25 protein-coding genes and 1 pseudogene are annotated in these 23,729 nt (G+C 42.0%); 19 read left to right on the top strand and 7 right to left on the bottom strand.

The features are described 5' to 3' along the window. The first annotated feature begins 35 nt into the window (after positions 1 to 35). The 19 genes from ADH68_RS11465 (at position 36) to ADH68_RS11375 (ending at position 18,910) form a co-directional block, all read left to right on the top strand. Positions 36 to 1,145: a methyltransferase gene (locus ADH68_RS11465; protein WP_068960703.1), complete on the top strand. Its 1,110-nt coding sequence runs from the start codon at positions 36 to 38 to the stop codon at positions 1,143 to 1,145. Positions 1,146 to 1,150: 5 nt separating this feature from the next. Next, a complete protein-coding gene (locus ADH68_RS11460) occupies positions 1,151 to 1,393 on the top strand; it encodes an acyl carrier protein (RefSeq protein WP_068960704.1) in 243 nt (80 codons plus the stop codon). Next, on the top strand, positions 1,394 to 2,278 hold the full coding sequence (locus ADH68_RS11455; RefSeq protein ID WP_232321496.1) for an LpxL/LpxP family acyltransferase: 885 nt from the start codon (positions 1,394 to 1,396) through the stop codon (positions 2,276 to 2,278). It abuts the gene before it with no gap. Further along, the gene (locus ADH68_RS11450) at positions 2,268 to 2,726 is read left to right on the top strand and encodes a pseudouridylate synthase (protein WP_068960705.1); all 459 of its coding nucleotides are present in this window, start codon (positions 2,268 to 2,270) and stop codon (positions 2,724 to 2,726) included. The genes ADH68_RS11455 and ADH68_RS11450 overlap by 11 nt, the downstream gene beginning before the upstream one ends. Next, positions 2,723 to 3,139 carry an acyl-CoA thioesterase gene (locus ADH68_RS11445; RefSeq protein WP_068960706.1) on the top strand — a complete coding sequence of 139 codons (417 nt, stop codon included), beginning with the start codon at positions 2,723 to 2,725 and terminating at the stop codon, positions 3,137 to 3,139. The genes ADH68_RS11450 and ADH68_RS11445 overlap by 4 nt, the downstream gene beginning before the upstream one ends. Continuing rightward, on the top strand, positions 3,127 to 4,821 hold the full coding sequence (locus ADH68_RS11440; RefSeq protein ID WP_068960707.1) for a beta-ketoacyl synthase N-terminal-like domain-containing protein: 1,695 nt from the start codon (positions 3,127 to 3,129) through the stop codon (positions 4,819 to 4,821). Before ADH68_RS11445 ends, ADH68_RS11440 begins: the two co-directional genes overlap by 13 nt. A gap of 2 nt (positions 4,822 to 4,823) precedes the next feature. Continuing rightward, the gene (locus ADH68_RS11435; RefSeq protein WP_068960708.1) at positions 4,824 to 5,084 is read left to right on the top strand and encodes a phosphopantetheine-binding protein; all 261 of its coding nucleotides are present in this window, start codon (positions 4,824 to 4,826) and stop codon (positions 5,082 to 5,084) included. Next, complete coding sequence (locus ADH68_RS11430) at positions 4,990 to 6,882, top strand: beta-ketoacyl-[acyl-carrier-protein] synthase family protein (RefSeq protein ID WP_235606679.1); 1,893 nt, start codon at positions 4,990 to 4,992, stop codon at positions 6,880 to 6,882. The genes ADH68_RS11435 and ADH68_RS11430 overlap by 95 nt, the downstream gene beginning before the upstream one ends. Further along, the gene (locus ADH68_RS11425; RefSeq protein ID WP_068960710.1) at positions 6,875 to 7,261 is read left to right on the top strand and encodes an EamA family transporter; all 387 of its coding nucleotides are present in this window, start codon (positions 6,875 to 6,877) and stop codon (positions 7,259 to 7,261) included. Before ADH68_RS11430 ends, ADH68_RS11425 begins: the two co-directional genes overlap by 8 nt. Before the next feature lie 4 nt (positions 7,262 to 7,265). Next, a complete protein-coding gene (locus tag ADH68_RS11420) occupies positions 7,266 to 7,886 on the top strand; it encodes a LolA family protein (RefSeq protein ID WP_068960711.1) in 621 nt (206 codons plus the stop codon). A 109-nt stretch (positions 7,887 to 7,995) separates the two neighbouring features. Beyond that, on the top strand, positions 7,996 to 8,292 hold the full coding sequence (locus tag ADH68_RS11415) for a hypothetical protein (protein WP_084274016.1): 297 nt from the start codon (positions 7,996 to 7,998) through the stop codon (positions 8,290 to 8,292). Next, positions 8,279 to 8,647: a hotdog family protein gene (locus ADH68_RS11410; RefSeq protein WP_068960712.1), complete on the top strand. Its 369-nt coding sequence runs from the start codon at positions 8,279 to 8,281 to the stop codon at positions 8,645 to 8,647. The genes ADH68_RS11415 and ADH68_RS11410 overlap by 14 nt, the downstream gene beginning before the upstream one ends. Next, entirely contained in the window at positions 8,613 to 10,109 is a 1,497-nt protein-coding gene (locus tag ADH68_RS11405; RefSeq protein WP_068960713.1) for a glycosyltransferase, read from the top strand. Before ADH68_RS11410 ends, ADH68_RS11405 begins: the two co-directional genes overlap by 35 nt. Then, entirely contained in the window at positions 10,102 to 11,586 is a 1,485-nt protein-coding gene (locus ADH68_RS11400) for a phytoene desaturase family protein (RefSeq protein ID WP_068960714.1), read from the top strand. The genes ADH68_RS11405 and ADH68_RS11400 overlap by 8 nt, the downstream gene beginning before the upstream one ends. 5 nt (positions 11,587 to 11,591) lie before the next feature. Continuing rightward, positions 11,592 to 12,431, top strand: a complete 840-nt coding sequence (locus tag ADH68_RS11395) for an alpha/beta hydrolase (RefSeq protein ID WP_088294821.1) — start codon at positions 11,592 to 11,594, stop codon at positions 12,429 to 12,431. A gap of 15 nt (positions 12,432 to 12,446) precedes the next feature. After that, positions 12,447 to 16,019, top strand: coding sequence for a 1-acyl-sn-glycerol-3-phosphate acyltransferase (locus tag ADH68_RS11390; protein ID WP_068960716.1), 3,573 nt, complete (start codon positions 12,447 to 12,449; stop codon positions 16,017 to 16,019). Next, positions 16,003 to 17,349: an alpha/beta hydrolase-fold protein gene (locus tag ADH68_RS11385; protein WP_068960656.1), complete on the top strand. Its 1,347-nt coding sequence runs from the start codon at positions 16,003 to 16,005 to the stop codon at positions 17,347 to 17,349. Before ADH68_RS11390 ends, ADH68_RS11385 begins: the two co-directional genes overlap by 17 nt. A 12-nt stretch (positions 17,350 to 17,361) precedes the next feature. Beyond that, positions 17,362 to 17,586 carry an acyl carrier protein gene (locus ADH68_RS11380; protein WP_068960657.1) on the top strand — a complete coding sequence of 75 codons (225 nt, stop codon included), beginning with the start codon at positions 17,362 to 17,364 and terminating at the stop codon, positions 17,584 to 17,586. A gap of 7 nt (positions 17,587 to 17,593) precedes the next feature. After that, the gene (locus ADH68_RS11375) at positions 17,594 to 18,910 is read left to right on the top strand and encodes a class I adenylate-forming enzyme family protein (protein WP_068960658.1); all 1,317 of its coding nucleotides are present in this window, start codon (positions 17,594 to 17,596) and stop codon (positions 18,908 to 18,910) included. 313 nt (positions 18,911 to 19,223) lie between these two features. Here the strand turns inward: ADH68_RS11375 and ADH68_RS11370 are convergent, their stop codons facing one another. The 7 genes and pseudogenes from ADH68_RS11370 to ADH68_RS11340 form a co-directional block, all read right to left on the bottom strand. Then, complete coding sequence (locus ADH68_RS11370; RefSeq protein ID WP_068960659.1) at positions 19,224 to 19,949, bottom strand: DUF5131 family protein; 726 nt, start codon at positions 19,947 to 19,949, stop codon at positions 19,224 to 19,226. Between the two features lie 3 nt (positions 19,950 to 19,952). Continuing rightward, positions 19,953 to 20,342, bottom strand: a complete 390-nt coding sequence (locus tag ADH68_RS11365) for a hypothetical protein (RefSeq protein WP_068960660.1) — start codon at positions 20,340 to 20,342, stop codon at positions 19,953 to 19,955. 35 nt (positions 20,343 to 20,377) lie between these two features. Continuing rightward, positions 20,378 to 20,968 carry a DNA-3-methyladenine glycosylase I gene (locus ADH68_RS11360; RefSeq protein WP_235606678.1) on the bottom strand — a complete coding sequence of 197 codons (591 nt, stop codon included), beginning with the start codon at positions 20,966 to 20,968 and terminating at the stop codon, positions 20,378 to 20,380. 146 nt (positions 20,969 to 21,114) lie between these two features. Further along, on the bottom strand, positions 21,115 to 21,405 hold the full coding sequence (locus ADH68_RS11355) for an HU family DNA-binding protein (RefSeq protein WP_256359325.1): 291 nt from the start codon (positions 21,403 to 21,405) through the stop codon (positions 21,115 to 21,117). 149 nt (positions 21,406 to 21,554) lie between these two features. Then, a pseudogene (locus ADH68_RS11350) lies at positions 21,555 to 21,668 on the bottom strand (DUF3873 family protein); the annotation flags it as partial. 155 nt (positions 21,669 to 21,823) lie between these two features. After that, positions 21,824 to 23,086 (bottom strand): PcfJ domain-containing protein, encoded by a 1,263-nt coding sequence (locus tag ADH68_RS11345; RefSeq protein ID WP_068960718.1) that lies wholly within the window; start codon positions 23,084 to 23,086, stop codon positions 21,824 to 21,826. Positions 23,087 to 23,097: 11 nt separating this feature from the next. Then, positions 23,098 to 23,541, bottom strand: a complete 444-nt coding sequence (locus ADH68_RS11340) for a PcfK-like family protein (protein ID WP_157755893.1) — start codon at positions 23,539 to 23,541, stop codon at positions 23,098 to 23,100. Between the last annotated feature and the right edge of the window lie 188 nt (positions 23,542 to 23,729).

Genomic DNA, 23,729 nt, shown 5'->3' with positions numbered 1-23,729 from the left:
CTAAGGAGTCCCATAACTTTTAATGCAAAAATTGAATGAATCTATTTCCAGAACTTAAAAAGAGATATTCAGGAGACAATCTAAATGCAAGAGAAGCTCAACGTCTTGCAGAGTTTATTGCATTTGGCCCTGTGGTATTCCAGACTGCTCGCATTTTGTTAAAATGGGGAATCTTGGATATAATTCGGGATTCAGATAATGGTATGACCATTGATGAAGTCGCGAAACATACTAACATCTCCATATACGCTGCAAAATGTCTGATGGAAGCTGCTCTTTGTATCGGTATACTTTTTATAGATCCGGAAACAGATCGGTTCAAAATATCAAAGACAGGATGGTTTCTCATTAACGACCCAGCAGTACGTGTTAATATTGATTTTAATCATGATGTTAACTACGAAGGCTGGTTCCACCTTGAAGAATCTCTTAAAGAGGGGAAGCCTGCCGGATTAAAACATTTCGGTGACTGGCCAACAGTTTACGAGGGCTTATCCAGCCTTCCGGAGCAAGTGCAAAAGTCATGGTTCGGATTTGACCATTTTTACAGTGATTCGTCATTTCCAGAAGCTCTCGAAATTGTATTTAAGAAGAATAAGACACGGTCGCTATATGATGTCGGTGGTAATACCGGCAAATGGGCTCTCCAGTGTGTTGCATATGATAATGACGTTGAGGTAACCATATTGGATCTTCCTCAGCAAATCAAGCTGATGGAAACGAATACATCCGGGAAAGAAGGAGCCAATCGCATAAAGGGATATGGGATTAATCTTCTTGAAGCTTCCGCAAAGTTCCCCAAAAACGAAACCGCGCCCGATGCCATTTGGATGAGCCAGTTTCTGGATTGCTTCTCAATGGAAGAAATCGTAAGCATTCTTTCAATAGCCAAGGAAGCTATGGGTGACAACACCAGAATCTATATAATGGAAACATTATGGGACCGTCAGCGTTTTGAACCCGCGGCTTTCTGTCTGACTATGACAAGCCTATATTTTACAGCCATTGCAAATGGCAACAGTAAAATGTACAACACTGAAGATCTTGCAGAGTGCATAAAGAAAGCCGGACTTGAAATAGAAAAAATTTATGACGGGTTGGGTCAAGGGCACAGCATAATAAAAGTAAAACTAATAAACCAATAACAGTAATGACAAGAGAAGAAATAGAAGAAAAGGTAAAGGGCTTCATGATCGAGGAACTTGAACTTGAAGAAGATGATCTCGTGGCTGAAGCCCTCCTCAAAGATGACCTCGGGATTGACAGTCTAGACTACGTTGACATCGTGGTCATTGTAGATAAAATCTTCGGATTCAAAATCAAGCCGGAGGAGATGACAGATGTCAAGACCCTCGGTCAGTTCTGCGACTACATCGAATCCAAGGTAGGATAAATGGAAAAAGAGTGGGCAGGAACTACATACGGCAACGGTTGGATGCACAAGTGGCTCATCCGTATGCTCCGTTTCATTGATGTACGGATTCTTTACGGATTCGTATCCATCTTTGTTATTCCTGTCTGTCTGGCAATCAATCCAAGTAGAGGTCTAATCTACCGATATTTGCGTAAACGTCAAAAAAATGGCATTATAAGGGCTGCATGGCTGACTTATGTCAATCATTGTCTGTTCGGGCAAGTGGTCGTTGACAGGTTCGCAATGTATGCCGGGAAAAAGTTCGAAGTTGAGATAGATGGCTATGACAACTATCTGAGATTAGCAGATAATCCCGACGGATTTATCCAGTTAAGTGCGCATATCGGGAACTATGAAATTGCCGGATATACATTAAAAGCAGAGAAGAAGAAATTCAATGCGTTAGTGTTTTTCGGTGAGAAGGAATCAGTCATGCGCAATCGACAAAAATTGTTCTCGACTACGAACATCAATATGATTGCCATTCGCCCAGACATGGGTCATCTCTTTGAAATTAATGCCGCATTGGCCAACGGAGAGGTTGTCAGTATGCCGTCCGACCGTGTATTCGGTTCCGACAAACATCTTGCAATTGACTTCCTTGGGGAGAAAGCCAAATTTCCCTATGGCCCATTCAGCATAGCCACGATGAGAGGTTTGGAAGTAATTGCTGTCAATGTCCTTAAGATATCTGCTAAGAAATATAAAATCATAGTTACCCCCCTCTGTTACGATGGACAGGCTCCAAGAAAGGAACAGATCCGGCAACTCAGTTCGGCTTATGTAAATGAACTGGAGCGTGTTGTAAATATCTATCCGACTCAGTGGTATAACTATTTTGAATTTTGGGAAAATGATAATTGAGATAAATCCGCGAACCCCGCCAGATGAATTTGTAAGGCAAATCGATGTTCACACATTGTTGCCTCAACAGGAGCCATTTGTCATGATAGGACAGATGGAGCATTTCGACATGACCAACGTGAGAACAACCACACAGGTGCTGATGTCAAATATTTTTGTAGAAGGTGGAGTGCTGGATGCTTCCGGCATCATTGAAAATATTGCCCAAACTTGTGCTGCAAGAATCGGCTATATAAATCAATATATACTGAAGAAAGGTATTCAGATAGGATTTATTGGAGCAATAAAGAATTTCCAAACACATAGTCTTCCTAAAGTAGGTGAAACCATAGAAACCTCTGTTACCATCAATGAGGAGGTCTTTGGAATGCTTTTGGCAACAGCGCAGGTCACTACACCGGACAGACTCATTGCAACAACAGAGATAAAAATCGCAATCAAGGAATAATGGAACTAACGTCATCAAAAGACATAGAAATTCGCTTCAGCGAAGTGGATATGATGAAGGTCGTATGGCACGGCGCATACCCGTTATATCTTGAAGATGCACGCGAGGCATTCGGTGACGAATATGGGTTGACTTATGAAGGCTATCTTGACAACCAATATTATGCGCCCATAGTGGACATGCAGATACAATATAAATTCCCCCTCCGCTACGGGGTAAAGGCCCGAATTGATATAACGTATCGTCCAACTGAGGCTGCCAAGATTGTGTTTGACTACGAAATACGTGATAAGGAAACCAATCTGCTATACTGCAAGGCTCGCACTATCCAAGTATTCATGGACATGGATTATAATCTCGTATTATTTAATCCGGAATTTTTTGAGAACTGGAAAGCAAAATGGCAGCAATAATAGGTGATAATATCATATCCCCAATGGGATTCACAACAGAGGAAAATTTCCAAGCCGTAAGACTTGGAAAGACCGCATTGCGTCATTTCGATTCTGCTGATGGCATCCCGTTTCCCTTTACCGCCTCTCTTTTTACAAAGGAACAAATAGATGGGCTTAAGGAAGAAAATCTCACTCGTTTTGAGTCTCTGGCTTATCACTCAATTATGAGTGCCATTACGAGCCATCCGGAAATAATCTCCGAACGAACTGTTTTAGTCCTTAGTAGCACCAAGGGAAACGTAGGCGTTCTCCAAGACACCGAAAATGATAAAAATATCATAAATTTAGGTGAAGCAGCAAGAAAGATTTCTGACAAAATAGGTTTGAGCCAATCTCCAATAGTTGTCAGCAATGCGTGTATTTCAGGTGTCTCGGCAATCATTTTGGCCACACGGCTAATCGATGCTGACAAGACAGACAATGTCATCGTCTGTGGTGTTGACGAGCAGAGTCCTTTCATTATATCTGGTTTTGAGTCCTTGAAAGCTTTGTCAGAATCAGAATGCAGACCCTTTGACATAGAGAGGCTTGGTCTTAATTTGGGTGAGGCTGCTGCAACACTTGTTTTATCAAAGCACCCCCAAAAGGGCTGTTGGCAGATAATTGGAGGCGCGATAAGAAACGATGGTTTTCATATAAGCAGCCCCTCACCTAAAGGAGAGGGAGCTTATCAGTCACTGTGTAAAACAATTGAAGGGACTTCCTTTGATGACATTGCAGTTGTAAATGCACATGGTACGGCTACCATGTATAATGACCAAATGGAGTCAAAAGCCATAAGCCGTGCCGGACTTTCGGAAGTGCCGGCAAATGCCTTAAAAGGGTACTTTGGTCACACCATGGGTGCAGCCGGAGTATTGGAAACCATTCTAACAATGCATTCTGTAGAGGATGGCATCATTTTCGGAACAAGAAACTTTGAAGAACTTGGCGTAAGCGGAAAAGTTAACATTACTTCTTCATTGCAGCAAACAAATAGGTCATCGTTTATTAAGATGATTTCCGGATTTGGTGGAGGGAATGCTTCAATTCTTGTATCTCTGAAAGATAAAGGTGGACTTGAAACTCGTAATACTCAGTTTGAAATATCCCATAGGGTAGTTTTGACACAAGATTCTTTAGTGATTGACGGAGTGTCTGCCAAATTGGAATTTTCGGGTGATAAACTTTTGACTGCGCTATACAAGGAACGAATAGGCGATTATCCCAAATTTTATAAAATGGATTCTCTTTCCAAGTTAGGATTCATCGCATCCGAGATACTGTTGCAAGCTGAGAAGGAGAATGATTTTGAAAATACGCCCTCAAGAGGAATAGCCTTTTTCAATAGCCATGCATCGCTTAATACGGATATTGCCTACTTGGAAACAATAAAAGACAAAGGAAATTATTTTCCTTCTCCATCATTATTTGTCTATACATTGCCCAATATCGTTACGGGAGAGTTAGCCATCCGACATCATCTACTTGGCGAGACAGCATTCTATATCCTACCTAACAAGGATTGGAACAGAATAACTGACATTATTGAATGTATGTTCTGTGATGAACAAATAGATTCAGTGATTGGAGGTTGGGTGGAATACATAAATTCAACCAGTTTTGAAGCAAATATTTTTATCGCAAATAAAACCAACTAAATATGGAAGAAATAATTTTAGAGTTGAAAGAGAAAATTATCGATGCCCTCAACCTAGAGGACATAACACCCGAAGAACTTGATGCTTCGGCACCTCTGTTCGGTGATGATGGAATTGGCCTCGACTCCATTGACGCGCTTGAAATAATAGTGCTTCTCGAGAAGAACTATGGCATCAGACTTGCAAATGCTGCCGAAGGTAAAGCAATATTTACCAGCATTGAAAGCATTGCCAAATACGTTCAGGAAAACCGCAAGAAATAATCCTATCATGCCACAAAGCATAGCCATAACAGGTCAGGGTATAATCTGCGCAATAGGTGTGGATTGTGAATCCGTGCTGTCTTCCTTGAAGAAGGAGGAACATGGAATCTCACAGATTAAGTATCTTGAATCAATTCATAAAGAGCTTCCTGTCGGAGAGGTCAAGCTTTCTGACAATCAAATGAAAGATATTCTTGGGCTACCCACAGACAGAGAAGTAAGTAGAACATCGCTGCTTGGTGCTATCGCTTTGAAACAGGCAATGAAATCTTCTGTACTAAAGAAAGAAGATTTAGCCGGGAAAAGAGTTGCTCTCATATCGGGGACAACTGTCGGTGGTATGGATGTAACCGAGCGGCATTATCCGCAAATGCTTTCAGATAAGGGGAAAGCCCGGTATGTAAGACAACATGATTGTGGAAACAATACTAAAGAGATAGCTGAATTATGTGGTATAGAAGCCGATTTGATTACGATTTCCACGGCTTGCTCATCCGCATTGAATGCCATTATTCTTGGTTCCCGATTATTGTTGGCCGATAAAGTTGATATTGTCCTTGCCGGAGGAAGCGAAGCTCTAAGTCGATTCCATCTCAATGGTTTTAACAGCCTAATGATATTGGATTACGACAGTTGCCATCCTTTTGACAGTAACCGTCATGGACTTAACTTGGGAGAAGGAGCTGCCTACGTCGTTTTGGAGCGGGCAAAAGACCTATCTATGCGAAAAGGATGTAATCCTATCGTATTTATAGCAGGATATGGCAACAGATGCGATGCTTTCCACCAGACAGCGACGTCTGAGAATGGAGAGGGAGCATACCTTGCAATGACCGATGCCATTGCGATGAGTGGCATTAACCCGTCAGAGATTGATTATATCAATGCTCACGGCACTGGTACTCCCGACAATGACAGAAGTGAGTCTCAGGCTATACTTAGAGTCTTTGGCGAGTCCTATCCTCCAGTATCAAGTACCAAAGCTTTTACAGGCCATACAACGTCCGCCTCAGGGAGTATTGAAACAGTTATTTGCATGTTGTCGATGCACAATAACTTCATTCCGGCGAATCTCCGCTGGCAACAAAGTTCAGAGGATTGCATTATCCCCTCCAAAGGGCAACAAAACGTTGAGTTACACAATGTAATGTGTAACTCCTTTGGTTTCGGAGGAAACGAATCTTCACTGATTTTGTCTCGTACTCCCGTCCTTCTGGATGATGTAAAAGACTCAGCTGAATATGGAATTTCCTCCATTCATGAGATTACAAACACCGAGGACTTGTCTGATGTCAAAAAATATGTGACAGCCATGGAGGCTCGCCGAATGAGTAAAATCATGAAAGCAGCAATCTTGACTTCCATGCAGGCGATTGAATCAGCAGGTATCCAAAAACCAGATGCCATTGTCATCGGGACCGCATATGGAATGCTTGATCAGGGAGAGAAAATTCTCAATCACATAGAAGAAGAGGGAGAAGAAGGGCTTAGTCCTACTTTGTTTATGCAGAGTACACATAATACTATTGCTGGAACATTGGCCACTCGTCTGAAATGTCATGGGTATAACATCACCTATTCGCAGGGAGAAGATTCTTGGGATTTAGCAATATCCGATGCCAAACAACTGATTTCGGAAGGGAAGGCAGAGAATATACTCGTGGGACTGCATGACTATTGTCCCGAACATTTTCGTCAAATTTTTGAATTTGCCGGAATAAAGGTTCCTGCTGAAGTAATTTCTAGAAGTGTAATTGTATCAAAGCATAAAATAGGAAAGGAGGAAGGCAATGAATAATTCGTTACTGTTTAACCTCTCCACTTATGGTTTGTTTCTGCTTGCTTTGATTCAGAGTGCAATCCTTGCCTTTGGTCAAGTTTTCTTGAAGATAGGCTTGATGAAGATGGAACCATTCGGATGGAATGCAGCTTTTTGGAGGTCGGCTTTACTTAACTGGCAGTTTGCCCTTTCCGGAATATGCTTCGGAGGAGCCAGCCTTTTGTGGATGTATATCATAAAGAAATTTCCTCTCAGTATGGCCTATCCTTTGGTCAGTTTAAGCTACGTTTTTGGACTATTGGCTGCAGCGTGGATTTTCCACGAAGATGTCAACCTCAATAAATGGATTGGAGTTGCATTGATAGTGGCGGGCTGCTTTATCATTTCTAAACCATAAAATCATGAGAAAGATAATAATATTGTTGACTTTGTGTTTGACGCTCGGGGTTGCGTTTGCCCAGAATTTCAATCAAGCTCAGGCACTGAAAGAAATTAGTGCTGCGGCAGCTTCAATAAAAACTATGCAGTGTGATTTTGCCCAGACAAAATCGTTGAAAATGCTTGGCGACAAAATGGTCTCCAGAGGTCAGATGTGGTGTGAGCAACCAAATATGCTGCGGTGGCAATATAACACTCCATACACTTACACATTCATCCTCAATAACAATAAGGTAACGGTCAAAAAAGGCAATCATAGTGATGTGATTGATGTGAACAAAAACAAGATGTTCAAGGAAATTGCAAGAATCATGATGAATAGTGTCTTGGGGAAAGTGCTGACAGATAAAGCAGACTTCAAATCGTCCGTTATCCACAAGAGCAACTATTACATCGTTACTCTGATTCCTCAGAAAAAGGAGATGAAACAGATGTTTACTTCCATCCTTTTGCATTACGACACAAAACTCAAATTAGTTACGAAGGTTGAAATGCACGAGAAGAATGGAGATAGTACATTGATCGAATTGAAAAATATAAAAAAGAACACTCCGATAAATGCTTCGCAGTTTAAGATTAATTAGTCTACTACTAATACTGTTGAGTTGCCATGGCTTTGTATTTTCGCAGAGTCCGGTTCTTGCATATCCTGACTCGGTAGGTCAGAGATCCCGGTATGAGATTGTCATAGAAATGCCTAAAGCCTATCTTAGCGGACTAATGATTATGCACAAGCCATCAGAAGGACATGTAGATGCGAGTGTAATCAATGAATTTGGCATTTCTCTGATGGATATAAGCTACGATGAGAAAAAGGACAAGGTTAAAATACACAGTATAACTGACAAGATGAACAAGTGGTATATCAAGAGGTCACTGAGCGGAGACTTTAAGAATATCTTTAAAGCTATGCATCAGGGTTCACAAGAATACCTAAATACAAAACGCAAAATCAAATATTCTTTTCAACCGGCAAATGAAACTGAATAGGAATTTATATAAAATCATCAATAAGGAAACTGTCGGCGAGGTGACTACATATATAATCACCCTTATTCCTTCATGCGTAATATACGCCGCCCATTTTCCGGGAATGCCTATTACTCCAGGCGTTTGCCAGATTCAAATGACAAAAGAACTTTTGGAGGATTGTCTTAATAGGACATTGAGAATTTCGGGAGTGAAAAATGCGAAATTTGTTTCCGTTCTAACTCCGACAGACAAACCAATAAGAGTCTCATTAAATAAAATTAAGCAAGAAGACAATCAGTTCAAGGTACAAGCCGTGATTGCTGATGATGATACAACCTATGCCAAACTCTCATTACAAACAGTCATTGCATGACAGAGGCATCTGTGTGATAATACCAGTTTATAATAATGAGGGTACTATTGCAGACGTGGTGGGGCGAACGCTTCTCCACTGTGATGACGTAATTGTAGTGAATGACGGTTCTGCCGATTCGACAAAAGAATGTTTGGAACGTATTGCCGGAATAACAATTATCAATTCTCCTAAGAATGAAGGAAAAGGGTCGGCATTGAGAAGAGGGTTTAGGAAAGCTTTGGATTTGGGTTTCGCTTATGCGATAACTCTTGATGCAGATGGGCAACACTATCCTGAAGATATTCCTCTGTTCTTGGATGCCAACATCGAACATCCGGGATGTCTGATTGTCGGGTCCCGTGATTTAACCGGGGTTGTCAGATCTAAAGGAAGCTCGTTTGCAAATTCCTTTAGTAATTTTTGGTTTTGTGTTCAGACGTTGCATAGACTACCTGATACACAAACTGGTTATAGGCTTTATCCACTCAAAAAGTTAAAAGGGTTATCTTTCTTAACCTCACGTTATGAGGCGGAGCTTGAATTGTTGGTATTTGCCTCGTGGCACGGTGTAAAGCTAATTTCAAAGCCGATAAATGTCTTCTACCCAAAACCGGAAGAACGGGTCTCCCATTTTAGACCCGGCCTTGATTTTACAAGAATTTCAATCTTGAACACGATACTGTGTGTTTTAGCTGTGATTTACGGTATTCCATGTTTCTTGTACAGAAGTCTGAAAACGGGCTTATTTACAATTACCACCTACATTGTGTATCTTGTCGGAGCTCTCACAATAACCCCCATTGCATTCGGAAAGGCTTGTTATACTAAACTGACAGGGAAACCATCTTATAAACTGCATAATGTCGTGACAACATTCAGTAAGACAGTTGTTAAGTTACTCGGTTTGTTCGGTGCGAAAGTAAAAGTAGATAATAAATCAGGTGAAGACTTTAAGAAACCTGCATTGATTATATGCAACCATCAGAGTCAATTAGATTTAATGGTTCAATTGAGTCAGACAAACAGGATAATATTTCTGACAAACGATTGGGTGTGGAAAAATCCTATATTTGGTGCCATTGTTCGGTGTGCGGAATACTATCCCGTCTCAGTGGGATTGGAAAAACTTTTGCCCAAGTTGCAAGAGTTGGTGGATAGAGGATACTCAATTTCAGTTTTTCCAGAGGGTACGAGATCAGAAGCGGAGGAAATTAACCGATTCCACAAAGGTGTATTCCATATTGCTAACACTCTGAATCTGGATATTTTGCCTCTTGTTGTTTATGGGACAGGGAAGGTTATGCCGAAACATGGATGGCTTATAAAGAGGTGGCCAATATGGCTGAAAATAGGGAAAAGGATGAATCAAGAAGATTTGACCTCTTTGGGGACAACTCTACGGGCACAGGCCAAAAACCTGCGTGGAGAATACCAAACTATTTACGATAACTTGAAAAATAGGATTGAAAGGAATGTCTAAACAAAAGGTCATAATAATTGGTGCCGGACTTGGTGGTCTTGTATGTGCAGCCATTCTTGCAAAAGAGGGGCTTGATGTCACTGTTGTAGAAAAGAATCCACGTGTTGGAGGATGCCTACAAAGCTATTGCCGTGACAATGCAATATTTGATACAGGAATGCATATCTTTGGAGGTATGCACGAAGGCGGTAATATAAGAAGAATCTTTGATTATCTCGGTATTTCAGAGATGCTTAACATTCATGATCTTGATGCCACAAACAGCATTGAAGTATTTGTAGATAAAGATAAAACAACCCAAACATTCTCAATGTACAGAGAGAGATTTGTAGAATCCCTCTCAAAGATTTTCCCGGAAGAAAAGAGCAATTTACAGAATTATCAAAATAAGGTGGACGAGGTTATGGAGCAAATGGATTTGTTCCATCTTCGGGCTGACCGTGGATTAAATACCGTTGGGAATGTTGATTTCAACCTTCCTGCGAATAAATTTATTTCTAAATATATCGACGATAATCGGCTGGTAGCCTTATTGGGCGCACTGAATGTTCTATATGCCGGTGAAGCGAATGTCACCCCGGCATTTTTACACTCCTCAATTTCCACTATATTCTTTAATGGTGCTTGCCGAATCGCCGGAGGTTATGAGACTCTTGCAAATGCTTTGACGTCTGTTATAACAAATCATGGAGGGAAAATTCTTGTCAATAGTAAGGTAATCAAGATAAATTCTGACAATAAAGAAGTTACCAGTATTCTTACTGACAATGGCAATATTCTCAAAGGGGATACTTTTGTATTGGCCTCCCCTGTGAATGAGTTGGAATCACTTATAGATAACCCCAGACTTTTGTCAAATGCCTACAAGTCTTTTATTTCCATAAAAGAAGATTCAATCTCATCCTTTATCGTAAATATCCGGCTTAAAAAAGATAAGATAGAATACAGTAATCGTATTGGTTTCTATTTGGAAAATTACGATACGACATGGGAAGATGAATCCTGTGCTGATATAAAGCGGTTTATGTATATGACACCACCTGTTGTCAATCAAGGAAAATTCGCAGAAACACTCAACGTTGTGGCTCCTTTGAGATGGTCTGAAGTAGAACAATGGGAAAAGAACGTCAAAGGAGCAAGGGATAAGGATTACTATACCTTCAAGAATAAACTAATAGAATTCATATTAGACAAATTATCTGAGATATATCCAAGTCTTAGAGAAGCGGTGGAGTACATAGATTCCGCCACGCCTTTAACAATCCACGATTTTACGGGTGTTAGGCATGGAGCTATGTGTGGTTTGCGCAAAGATTGTAATGATGCCATTCCATTTATTCCCTTGCGTACCAAGATTCCCAACTTGTTTCTTACAGGACAAAGTATAAATATGCATGGCTTTTGTGGCGTGACATTGACCGCAGTACAAACTTGTGAAGCGATTCTTGGCAAGGATTATCTTATCAATAAAATTTAAACGAAATGAAGAGAATCACCTCCATAATAGCTGCAATAATAATGACAATCAACTGTTTTGCCAAAATTAATATATGGGAAAATACAGATTGCCATAAAAAGGTAAAGCTAACTCCTTATATAGTCAATGGCGATAATAATATCGGGATTATTGTATGTCCCGGTGGGAGTTACTTTTGGCATGATAGCGAAACCGAGGGGCATGAAGTGGCTAAATGGCTCAACAATAACGGAATTTCTGCGTTTGTTTTGGACTATCGAACTGCCTATGTCCCCGCATTTATATTCCATCATCGGTATCTATTTAGAGGAAATCTTTATCCGGCCCCACAAGATGATTTACGACAGGCTAAAAAAAAAGTAAGAGAGAACGCAAGTGAGTTTGGGGTGGATTCTACTAAAATTGGGGCCATGGGATTTTCAGCAGGTGGACATCTCGTAATGTCTTCTGCAGAACTATTTGATCCGCAATATCGACCGAATTTTATTGTTCCGATATACCCTGTTGTTACCATGACTGAAAAATGCGTTCATAAAAGGTCTCGCAGAGGATTATTGGGTGATAATAAACAGAATGACCCGGAATTAAAGAATTTACTTTCACTAGAAAGACATGTTCCGGAAGATTGTCCGCCTGTCTTTTTGGTGAATTGTAAGGATGACCCTATTGTGGATTACCACAATTCTGTATTGTTGGATTCGGCTCTCACGTCAAAGAACATTCCTCATCAATATCTTTTGTTTGAGACAGGAGGACATGGATTTGGTGCATCTGAAACAAAGGGTTCTGCTGAATGCAGGGAATGGAAAGAAGCATTCCTAAACTGGATAAAGACAATATTCTGATAAAGATACTTCCAAATGACTAAGATTGCACTCAAAATACATGACTTCATGCAGAGCCGCAGAAGGTTTTGCCTTCTGTCGTTTATCATAGTCACGTCAGTCCTCTCCTGCCTGTTGCTACGTCTGGATTTTAAAGAAGATATTTCGGATTTTCTTCCATTGGAAGGCAATCATCAGGAGGCGATGCAGGTCTATCAAGATGTGTCGGGGGCAAGTAAGATTATTGCCATATTTCAAGCGTCAGATTCGCTTAATGCAAATCCTGACGATATGGTGGAAGCAATCGATTATTTTGAAAATATCGTCTCTGAAAAAGATTCTGCTGCATATGTCAGGGAATTGACTACGCAAATCAACTTGGAGAAGATTTCGGAATATACCGACTTCGTCTATTCTAATATCCCTTATTTCCTCTCCGAGGAAGATTATACGAGAATGGACAGTCTGCTGAATACCCCCGGCTATATTTTATCTCGGCTTGAAGAGGATAAGGAACTGTTAATGTTCCCCACATCCGGATTGCTGTCTGAAAATCTTCAAAGAGATCCGCTCAATCTTTTCTCTCCCTGCGTAGGTAGGCTTCAAAGTGGCCAGTCTGCAGATAATATTGAGATGTATGACGGTTATATCTTTACTCCGGATATGAGCCGCGCCTTGGTTCTAATGGAATCTCCATTTGGAAACAGTGAAACTCATAACAATGCCGTTTTAATGGATTTCCTTGCGGAACGGGCAAACGAGGTTGAAAACGAGTTTTCAGGAGTGACTGTTCATTACATCGGGGGGCCGGCCATTGCAGTCGCCAATGCTACACAAATTAAAGAGGACAGTCTGTTATCCATTGCAATTGCCGCAGTTCTGATTGTGGCGTTACTTATTATTGTATTCAGAAAGGCTTGGAACATTATCCTTATTGTCATTTCGGTTGGATGGGGATGGTTGTTCGCAATGGCGATGGTATCGGTGATTCATAGTAGTGTTTCATTGATTGTTGTGGGAATATCAAGCATTATACTCGGTATTGCAGTCAATTATCCGCTCCATCTGATAGCTCATACTGCGCACACAGGTTCGATGAAACAAGTGCTAAGAGAGATAATAGCCCCCTTGATAATAGGTAATATAACCACTGTAGGAGCGTTTGTTGCACTTGTCCCATTGAAAGCGGCTGCTCTCCGCGATTTGGGGATTTTCAGTGCTTTGATTCTTATTGGCACCATTTTATTTACCGTTGTATTTCTGCCTCATGCAGTTCGTAAAAAAGGAAACCGTCAACATGAGATTTCTGTCAAATGGCTAGATTGGTTGAGCAACATTAGACCGGAAAAAAAACGTTGGGTTGTCCTTGGCGTGGTGTTACTCACTGTCATATTTGGCTATTTTAGTCTCAAAACAGACTTTGACTCTAATATGAGCCATATAAATTTCATGACCGACCGTCAGAAAGCGGATATGGTATATTTTAAGGAACTGACAAGCAATAACTCAGACAACACTGAAACTTTATATGTTGTAAGCTCCGGAAACACGCTGGATGAGGCTATTGATAACAATGCCGCGTTAAGACCCAAACTCAAACAAGAACTTGCTTCGATTGATAGCGTTTATCAATCTGACATGCAATTTCTACCATCATCAAAACAGCAAGCTGAAAGATTGGAAAGGTGGACTAATTTTATAGCGACTCATAAAACTCTTTTGACAGATTCCTTGACGCAGGGGGTACTTACAAAGGGCTTCCAGAAAAAAGCATTCTCTCCCTTTGAAGATATTCTATCAGGAGAATATGCCCTCCAAGACAAAGACTTCTTTAGCCCTCTTAATTCCATTAATTCTCAGCACCTCAGCATTGACAGTATAAATGGGAAATACCGGGTTGTCAATCTGATTTCTGTGCAGAAAGACAAAATGGAAGTTCTCCGTCAAAAGATTGATAGCCTCGAAGGGTCCCATTTCTGCTTTGATGTGCAAAGTATGAACAGTGCTATTGCCAATGGCCTCTCAGACAACTTCAGCTATATTGGATGGGCCTGTAGTTTGATTGTGTTCTTTTTCCTATGGGCTTCTTTTGCCTCCATTGAATTGGCTTTGCTCTCGTTCCTGCCTATGGCAGTCAGTTGGATTTGGATTCTGGGAATTATGGGAATGACCGGAATACAATTCAACATTGTCAATATTATTCTCGCTACTTTCATCTTTGGACAGGGAGATGATTACACAATCTTCATGACCGAAGGCTGTTGCTATGAATATGCTTTTAGGAAAAAGATGCTTGCTTCCTACAAAAGTTCGATTCTTGTGTCCGCTCTCATTATGTTCATCGGAATCGGAACTTTGATATTTGCAAAACATCCGGCACTCCATTCATTGGCTGAGGTTACCATTGTTGGTATGCTCTCGGTTGTATTGATAGCTTATCTATTGCCTCCTTTGGTATTCAATTGGATCACAAAATCTCATGGCAAATATAGGAAACGCCCTCTAACGCTCGGACCGTTACTTCGTACTTGGTTCTGTGGAGCATGGTGGCTATCTCAATTACTAATCGGATATATCTTGGGCTTCTTCCTGTTTATTATTGGTCCGAGGACACCAAAAACACTGGCTCTTTTCCATCGTTTTGTCACTTGGTCACATAGAATTGACCTTAAATTGATGCCCGGTGTTAAATTCAGAATGCACAACCCGTATAATGAGACTTTGAATAAGCCCTGTGTTATCGTGTGCAACCATCAGTCCTTGCTCGACCCGATGTATTTTATGGCATGGAGTCCTAAGATTCTCATTGTGGCAAATGAGAGGTCAAGTATGAATCCGGTGGTTCGTATAATGTTCAAGTGGTTGGGATTCTATACAATCCGGCAGTCCAACTTTACTGCATGGAAGGATTCTTCTTTGGAGAGAGACTTGGAGATTTTCAAGAAGTATGTCGAGGAAGGCTATTCAATAGCCTTCTTTCCGGAAGGAATGCGTAATCCCGATTCTTCCATTCTCAGATGCCATAAAGGACCGTTCTATCTTGCAAAGCAACTTAACATTGATGTTTTGCCTGTGTTGCTGCATGGCGTTAACTATCTTATGCCCATCCAAAGCTTTGCCTGCTACAAGGGAGAAATCAATATGCGGATAGGTAAACGGATAACATCGTCAAGTCCTATATGGAATGAATCATACTCTGCATTCGCCCAGAATGTTCATCGCCACATGAAGGTTGAATACAAGGCAATGTGTTGCAAGTATGAGACGGCAACCTATTTTGCATCTCTTGTAAAAGACCGTTATCGATATAAGGGGACGGAACTATTACAGGAAGTAACCCGTAACCTAAAAAAGCACAACAATTATTCCGATTTGGTAGACCATACTCAACCGGGATGTGTTGTTATTAAAAATTGTGGATATGGTGAAATGGCTCTATTGATGGGTCTTGTCCATCCCGACATCAAGGTATTTGCAATTGATTCGGACGAAGAAAAAATAACAGTAGCAAAATATGCTGCTGAGGGAATTGTTACTAACGTAGAGTTTCAGACCTCTATGGATTTATCAACGATAGAAAACTTAAAGCTTTATGAATTTTCAGTGTAAACAGACATACGTTCCTAAAAAAGTATGTGGTGCAATATTGGCCGGTCTGATATTGTTTTCCTCTCTTCATGTCAACGCTCAGGAACCAATTACCATCAATAGCGACAACTCTGTCACAATTACTTATATAGATCCGAAAGCCGAGAAAGTAGAAGTACAGGGTACATTCTTCCAAAAAGGGAATTCTTTAATTCCTATGGCTGGAATGTTCTCCAAAGATGGTAAAGCTGAAATGACGAACACTGGAAATGGAGTTTGGACTTATACGTCGCAGCCGCTCAGTTCTGAACTCTACTGGTACGATTTCGTAGTGAATGAAGATTCTGTGCGTTTCGATAAAAGGAATAGGGACACAACTCGGGATATAGGCTCTACCTATAACTATTTTATCATCAAGGGCGGGATTGGAGATAACTTTACTGATGCGCAAACAAAAAAAGGCACATTAGAATATGATTGGTACCCATCATCGTTGAATGGAATGAGTAAACGCCGTATGGCTGTATATCTTCCTCACGGATACAAATCATCATCTCGACGCTATCCAGTCCTTTATCTCCTTCATGGTTCGGGAGGTGATGAAACTGCGTGGGCTGATTGCGGTCGTTTATCCCAAATAATGGATCATCTTATTGCAAATGGCACATGTGAACCAATGATTGTTGTCATGCCCAACGGCAATGTGGAGTTAGCAGCCGCTCCCGGAGAAGATCCTAACAATCCGAATGTTCAACCTTCTAGCAACAATGTTTCATCGATGTTTGGTAAATTCGAGAAATCATTTGTCCCCGAGATTGTCAATTATGTTGACAAGAATTATCGTACGGTTGCAGATAAGCAACATCGAGCCATAGCTGGGTTGTCTCTTGGTGGCCTTCATACACTGTACACCTCATTAAATAATCCTAATGAATTTGATTACATTGGATTATTCTCGGCTCAAACAACAAACGCTCTTGGAGACAAAAGTGTCGGCGGATTGAAAAGTATAGGAGAAGGTTGGAAGCAACTAAAGCAAGCACTTCCTTTTTTAGGGGGTGGTAGCGTTGACCGAAAGATTAGCAGTATCACTGGAGGAGAATCCGATAAGAATTTGGATATATATGATAATTTTGATTGGAAATTGAAGAATTTCTTTAAGAAAAATCCCAGACTCTTCTATATCGCCGTAGGGAAGGATGATTTTACAAAGAAACTTAACGATGACTTAAGAAAAAAACTTAACAAGGGTTGCTATACTTTTTTGTATAATGAATCAGATGGTGGACACACTTGGAGCAACTGGCGTAAGTATCTGATTGACTATCTTCCCCGATTGTTTAAAAATTGATAACTACAGAAAATGAAAGAACATATTAGAACTTTACTGGAAGACCTTCTTCCTCTCGTAGATTTAGATTCGGACTTCCTTTTTGCCGAATTGGATTCTCTTGGCGTAACGACTATTTTGATGGTGCTGTCTCAGGAATATGGCATTGAACTAGAAGCTAAAGATGCCACTCCCAAGAACCTCCGTTCGCTTGACAGCATAGTCGAAATGGTAAACCGTAGGCTGGCAGAAAAATAAAGGTTATATGAACCGACTGGAAGATTATCTACGTGAACATGCACAATCTTCGCCCCAGAGGATTGCTTTCCAAAATTCCGATGGAATTTTGACTTATAGTGAACTATGGACGGCGGTCTGTGAACGTGCGTCGGAAATTGAATCCGAAACCTCCCGTGTCTATGTATTAAGATCCGCGCATGATTTTGATTTCATCATAGACTATTTCGCAGCTCACAAGGCCGGGAAAGTGGTTGTTCCTCTTGAAAAGGACTTGCCCGATGCTCAATTTCAGGGAATACTGGAATTGACATCGCAGGCTGATATGCCGGGAGATGTAACCGACATACTTTTTACGACCGGAACAACCGGTAAACAGAAAGGGACTATGATTAGCCAAGGTATCATTATATATGATGCTGAAAACTTGATTGATGCACAAGGCTTTTCTTCGAACCTGACGTTTATTATTACCGGTCCGCTTAACCACATAGGAAGTTTGAGTAAGATATGGCCGTCAATAATAGTTGGTGCTTCCATTTATATCATGGACGGGCTCAAAGACTTGCCAGCTTTCTTTAAGGTGGTTAAGGATGCTCCTTGGAAGGTGGCTACTTTCCAAGTTCCGGCCAGTCTCCGTATGATGATACAATTCGGTGAGAAACAACTAAGGGATTGTTCTGAAAAATTTGATTTCATCGAAACTGGAGCCGCTCCAATTTCGCAATCCGACATGGAGAAACTATGCGAATTGCTTCCGCATACTCGTCTTTATAATACTTACGCCTCCACAGAGACCGGAATAATCGCGACCCATAATTTCAACGGAGGATATTGTGTAGCTGGGTGCTTAGGAAAGCCGATGAAACACTCAGCCTTAACAATTGATGATGATGGGTTTATTGTATGTCAAGGTAAGACGCTAATGATTGGCTATTGCGGAGACCTGGATGAAACAAATCGTGTTCTCAGAGAGAATAAAATCTTCACGAAAGACAAGGGAATCCTCGATGAAGAGGGCCGATTGCAATTAGCCGGACGAGATGGAGATATTATAAATGTCGGAGGGTTCAAGGTAAATCCTGTTGAGGTTGAGGATGCCGCCCAGTCGATGCCGGAGATTGATGACTGTATTTGTATTCCATCACAGCATCCGGTATTAGGAATAGCACTCCGTCTTCTCTATGTTGTAAAAGAAGGTCTTTCCGTTGAGAAGAAAGCGTTAGCCAAACACCTTGCATCAAAGCTTGAAGGTCATAAGGTTCCTCAGTTATATACCCAAGTCGATAAAGTTGAGCGCACCTACAACGGTAAGCTCAACCGAAAAGCGTATAGCCCGAAGTAGGAATAACTTTGAAACTCATCTTTCCAATTGTCCATGTGGTGGTTGGGATAACGGCCTTTGAAGACGCGATAGCAGATTGGGGTTCCCTTGGGAATGCGTTTGCTGCCGTAGCCCATGCGGTCGATGTAGATGTCATAGCCTTCGGCTTTTAGACGCCGTGCTATATCGTTGGCGAAGTCTTGTATCGGACAATTTTTGTAAATTTCAGGGAAGTCGACAAAAAATGGAAGTTCATAGTTTTGATTTCTGATGCAAAGTTATTCCTCTCATATCGCAAAAGGTGATACAGCTTTACGAATTTTCAAAAAATAAATCAGAAATCAAAATCCAATCCGGCTTTTTTAGCTTGGGAATGCTGATGTTCCCTCGGAATATGGTATTGACGACCGTCTTTAATCAGATATGAGCCAGTCTGATGAAAGTTGAACGGTACTCCCGACTCCCGGCATTGTCTTTGCATATCAAGAACCCAGTTAAAGTCCAGAGGTCTGGCATATTTGCCGGATTCACCACCGACCGAGACCTCCTCAATCAATTCCGGATTGAGGTATTTGCTTATGTCAATCTTTTCTATCATTGGCGCGACAATTACCATGCGGTGCTTGATTGGCAATGAGAGAAATATCGGCAAACGATAATCTGCGCGGTCCTGATTTTCGACCGTGCACCCGATACCAACATGGTTATATCCTTCGCCCCAATCATCCGGGAAGCACTGCATAAGGCGTTCTATGCGTTTTGTGAAGAAAAAGAATGTGCAATCAGTCCGTTGGCGGATAATATCCCAGATTTCATCACGCCACTCATCGGCTTCTTCAATCAGAAAATCAGAGGTGAAGCACAGCGCAAATTCCGTGCCTGACGGAAATTTCCAATTCTTCTTTCTATCGCGCTTTATAGGTAGATTGAACGATGCCGTTTTACGCACTTCATTTGACGGTGTGACCGTGCCAAACGCCGCATCCTCACGGTAAACGTAACAATGCTTGCATCCCGTACTTATCTTGTGGCAACCATGCCACGGATTCCACATCGGCATAATTCAATCTCCGCAACTGTCAAGTCCTAATTGCACAATATCTTCTGAATCCTCAATCACTTCGGGACTGCACATCGACTCTTCCGCTGCTTTTACTGCGCGACGTGCGTCTTTGGCTTTCTTCTTAGCCTTGCGTTTGATCTCGTCCTCTATGAGTTGCTGTTTCAGAGATTTTACAACCTCAGGTTTTTCACGTTTGAAACGTTTCTCATATAGATTTTCAATGTGCTGTGGCAGTAGTGTCTTCCACGGTTCCTGCTTATGATTGTCAATCTTGCGAAGTGAATCCGGTTTGAATCCAAGTTCACGCGCCATCTGTACCTGCATGTCAGAAAGATGGTGACGCTTCTGCGCCACCATCCAGTCTTGTATGATTGTCCGTCTCGAAGCCATAACTATTGTTTCTTAGTATAACGCCAATCAAAGTTTTATAGTTGTCCTTTGCAGGGGCAATCGTTAAGGTGGTCATCTACGAAGCCTGTGGCTTGTAGATGGGCGTAGCAGATTGTTGAGCCGAAGAATTTGAAACCTCGCTTCTTCATATCTTTAGCGATTGCATCCGACTCAGGCGATGTGACCGGAATATCAGCCATTGTTGCCGGATGATTTACAACGGGGAAATCTCCGTGAAAGACAGACCTCAGATAGTTGAAGAAGCTGCCGAACTCTTTCTGAATCTCGATGAACAGCCGGGCATTGGAAATAGCCGACTGGATTTTACGGCGATTCTTGACTATTCCGTCAAATTTCATCAATCGCTCAACATCTTCTTCGGTCATGGCAGCAACTTTCTCAACATCGAAGTTGTGAAATGCCTCACGATAGCCTTCTCGTTTGCGCAGGATTGCTATCCAAGCCAGTCCAGCCTGTGCGCTTTCCAACGTGAGGAACTCAAAGAGTATATGGTCATCCGTGACAAGGCGACCCCATTCTTCATCGTGATATTTCACATAAAGAGGGTCGTCTCCGCACCACGGACAACGACTCAGTTTCTCAGATACCATTTTAATCCCAGTCATTAAGGTTGGCTATTATGCGGTCGATGTCACTTTCATCAAAAATCTCCGGCTGTTTCTCGTGACAATGACAGTCACCATCGCAATGACAACCGCATTCACAGGTATCCGTCAGTTCTTCGACTGTGTTCTCATTTTCATGTCCCATCTTACTTCGCCACCACCTTCTTGAACTCGGCTGCGGGTTTGAAAGCCGGGATATTGTGAGCCGGGATAATGATAGTTGTATTCTTGGAGATGTTACGGGCAGTCTTTTCCTTGCGCTCCTTTACGATGAATGAGCCGAAGCCACGGAGATATACATTTTCGCCGTGTGCGAGGCTGTCTTTGATTGAAGTCATCAGTCCTTCTACTACTGCGAGTACGCTTGCTTTCTCGATGCCAGTTGTCTTGGCAATCTCGGTTACTATTTCCGCTTTTGTCATATTATTTTTTGAAATTGGGTATGCAAAATTAGCGAAAAATCCTGATATTTGGAATAATAAGTTGCCTCTCGCCGCCTCCAAAGGCGGCCGAAATTTTTAGGATTTTGAGCGTAAATCAGCGGAGCAATTCTTCACAGGATTGCTCCGCTTGGCGTATATTACGACTATTGGCTATTATTGCTCCTTTCTGCAAGCCATTCATCGCGCCATTGGCGACAAAGTTCAATAGTGGGTGCTGTTGCTGAGAATAATTCGCCATCGGTATGACGATATTCGTATATCTATTGGAATTTCTTTGAATATGGGCGATAGGGATTGTAGGCTTTAGAGTATAGTTCTTGTCCCAACTTGGGAATTAAGAAGTCATATTCAGAATTGCACATATAATGTTTTGATTGTGACCTCCACCGGTGCGGTGGAGGTCGGGTTAAACTTATGCTCTCTTTCTCTCTGCTATCATCTTGATGTTGTCGCTGATAATTTTGGTAATGCGGTCTTGATATTGGCAGACCTTGTTGGCGAATGCCCTGCATTGAATGATTGAGTAGTCTTTGAGGGAGATTTCAATCGTGGCGATTGTCTTGTCCTTGATTTTGGCGGAGAATACCAATGTGTTCTCTTTGAGGTAGTAGGACGATGAACCTACACAGATGTGCTGACGGCTTCCCTCATCATAATACTCGGCTACGGAGTTTAGGGTATGGACAACGATTTCTCCGTCTGTCATAACCAATCCGGTGTATTTGCCTTTGAGTTCCTCAAACTTGGCTTCATCTTCCTCCGCTCTCTTGCGGTCTTTCTCTCTCTGCTCCTTGATACGCTGACGTTCAGCCTTTGCCACATATTCATCGTGTACGGCTTTGAGGTCTTTGGGTGCTACCAACGTGGGGGAATGGAGGTCTCTGCCCATTCTATCCAACATCTTGATGTAGTCAAACCACATCTGAGGGTCGTCAATCTTGTAACCTGCCCTGCGTGCCACCTTGATTGTGTCCCAATATTTGTCAACCTCTTTAGGGTGGTGGCAAAGGTAACGGAACAATCCTTCCTCTCCGGCTTTCATCAGAGTCTCAGCCTTGGGGTTGGTGAGCAACTGCTGAAACATCATCACGGGGTGTGCGCCATAGGTAAAGGTTGTGTAGCCATTACGTTTGATGGTGTCAGTGACCTTTGTCCTTGGATAGACCCATTGGTTGGCGATGTGCCAGAATGCGTCATTGTCGTGTCTGATTTCCAATGGAGAGCCGAAAGCGAATGAGTCAATGTAGTGACCCAATGTGCGCTGAAGCCCCACTACGGTGGTGTGTCCGTGCTTGTCAATCCAATAGGAGCCGATTTCAATGAAGCCGGGATTTGCCTTCATTCCTTTGCGGAACTCCACAATCATCAGAAACATTCGGATTACTTGAAAACCCTTGACTGCGGTGACGATGATGAAGTAGGATTTATCCCTTACAACTCGCTGGGTGGTAGCCTTGACCTCAACCTTTGCGCCACAATGGGGACAACGGCACATTCCTTCCTCGGCTTCCCACTCGTGACCGCATATCAGACACACGGCTTTCCCTTTCTTGAATCTAAGGGCATAGTTGTCGATTGTATGGGTCAGTGCCCACTGCATTTGGGCGGTGGTGAGTGGGCGAAGCTGCCCACTCATTGCCAATATCTGCTCTTGCTTCTTATTTCTCGGTTTCATAGTCGTATGCTTTAGAAGTCATCTCCGAAGAGATTGGGTTGAACATTGATTTCTGCACCTGCTTTCGGTGCGGTGGCGGTGTGCTTGGGTGCGGTTGCCTTCGGCTGGTTCTGTCTGCGGATTTCGCGGAGTTGTTCTTCCTTGTACTGCTCCATAGCCTGTTCCTTTGCCTCGGCTCTCTCAGTGTCGGTGAGTTCCTTTGCAACCGCTATCTTGCAGTTGACATTGGGGACATCCTCCAAATTTTCATCGTAATAATGAAGGATTAGAGAGAACACGCTATCCGAGTCCATAATGGTGAGTCCGCTTTTCTGCACCTCGTGAGCCACATAGTTCAGTGCCTTTTCCAATGACTTCGCCGGATTTGCGTACTTGATAGCGAGGATAGGGTCGCTTGCGCAACGCTCCTCCATATAGTTACGGACAACCTCCATAACTGCGTTTGATGATTTCATTTCGTTTGCCATAGTCGTATATATTTTAGAATGTTAAGACAAAGTATATCATTGCAATAAGGGTTAGTATGCTGATGAGCCACCCTATACCTCTTATCATCGGTTTCACTACCACCCAAAGAACAATCCCGATTACTATTCCGAGTATTATCCCGACCACCTTAGTCAGCCGTCTTAATGCGGTATGA

The organism is Muribaculum intestinale (genome assembly GCF_002201515.1).
GTDB classification, from domain to species: domain Bacteria; phylum Bacteroidota; class Bacteroidia; order Bacteroidales; family Muribaculaceae; genus Muribaculum; species Muribaculum intestinale.
Note: the sequence above shows the minus strand (reverse complement) of the source record. Positions and strands in the feature narration are given on the sequence as shown.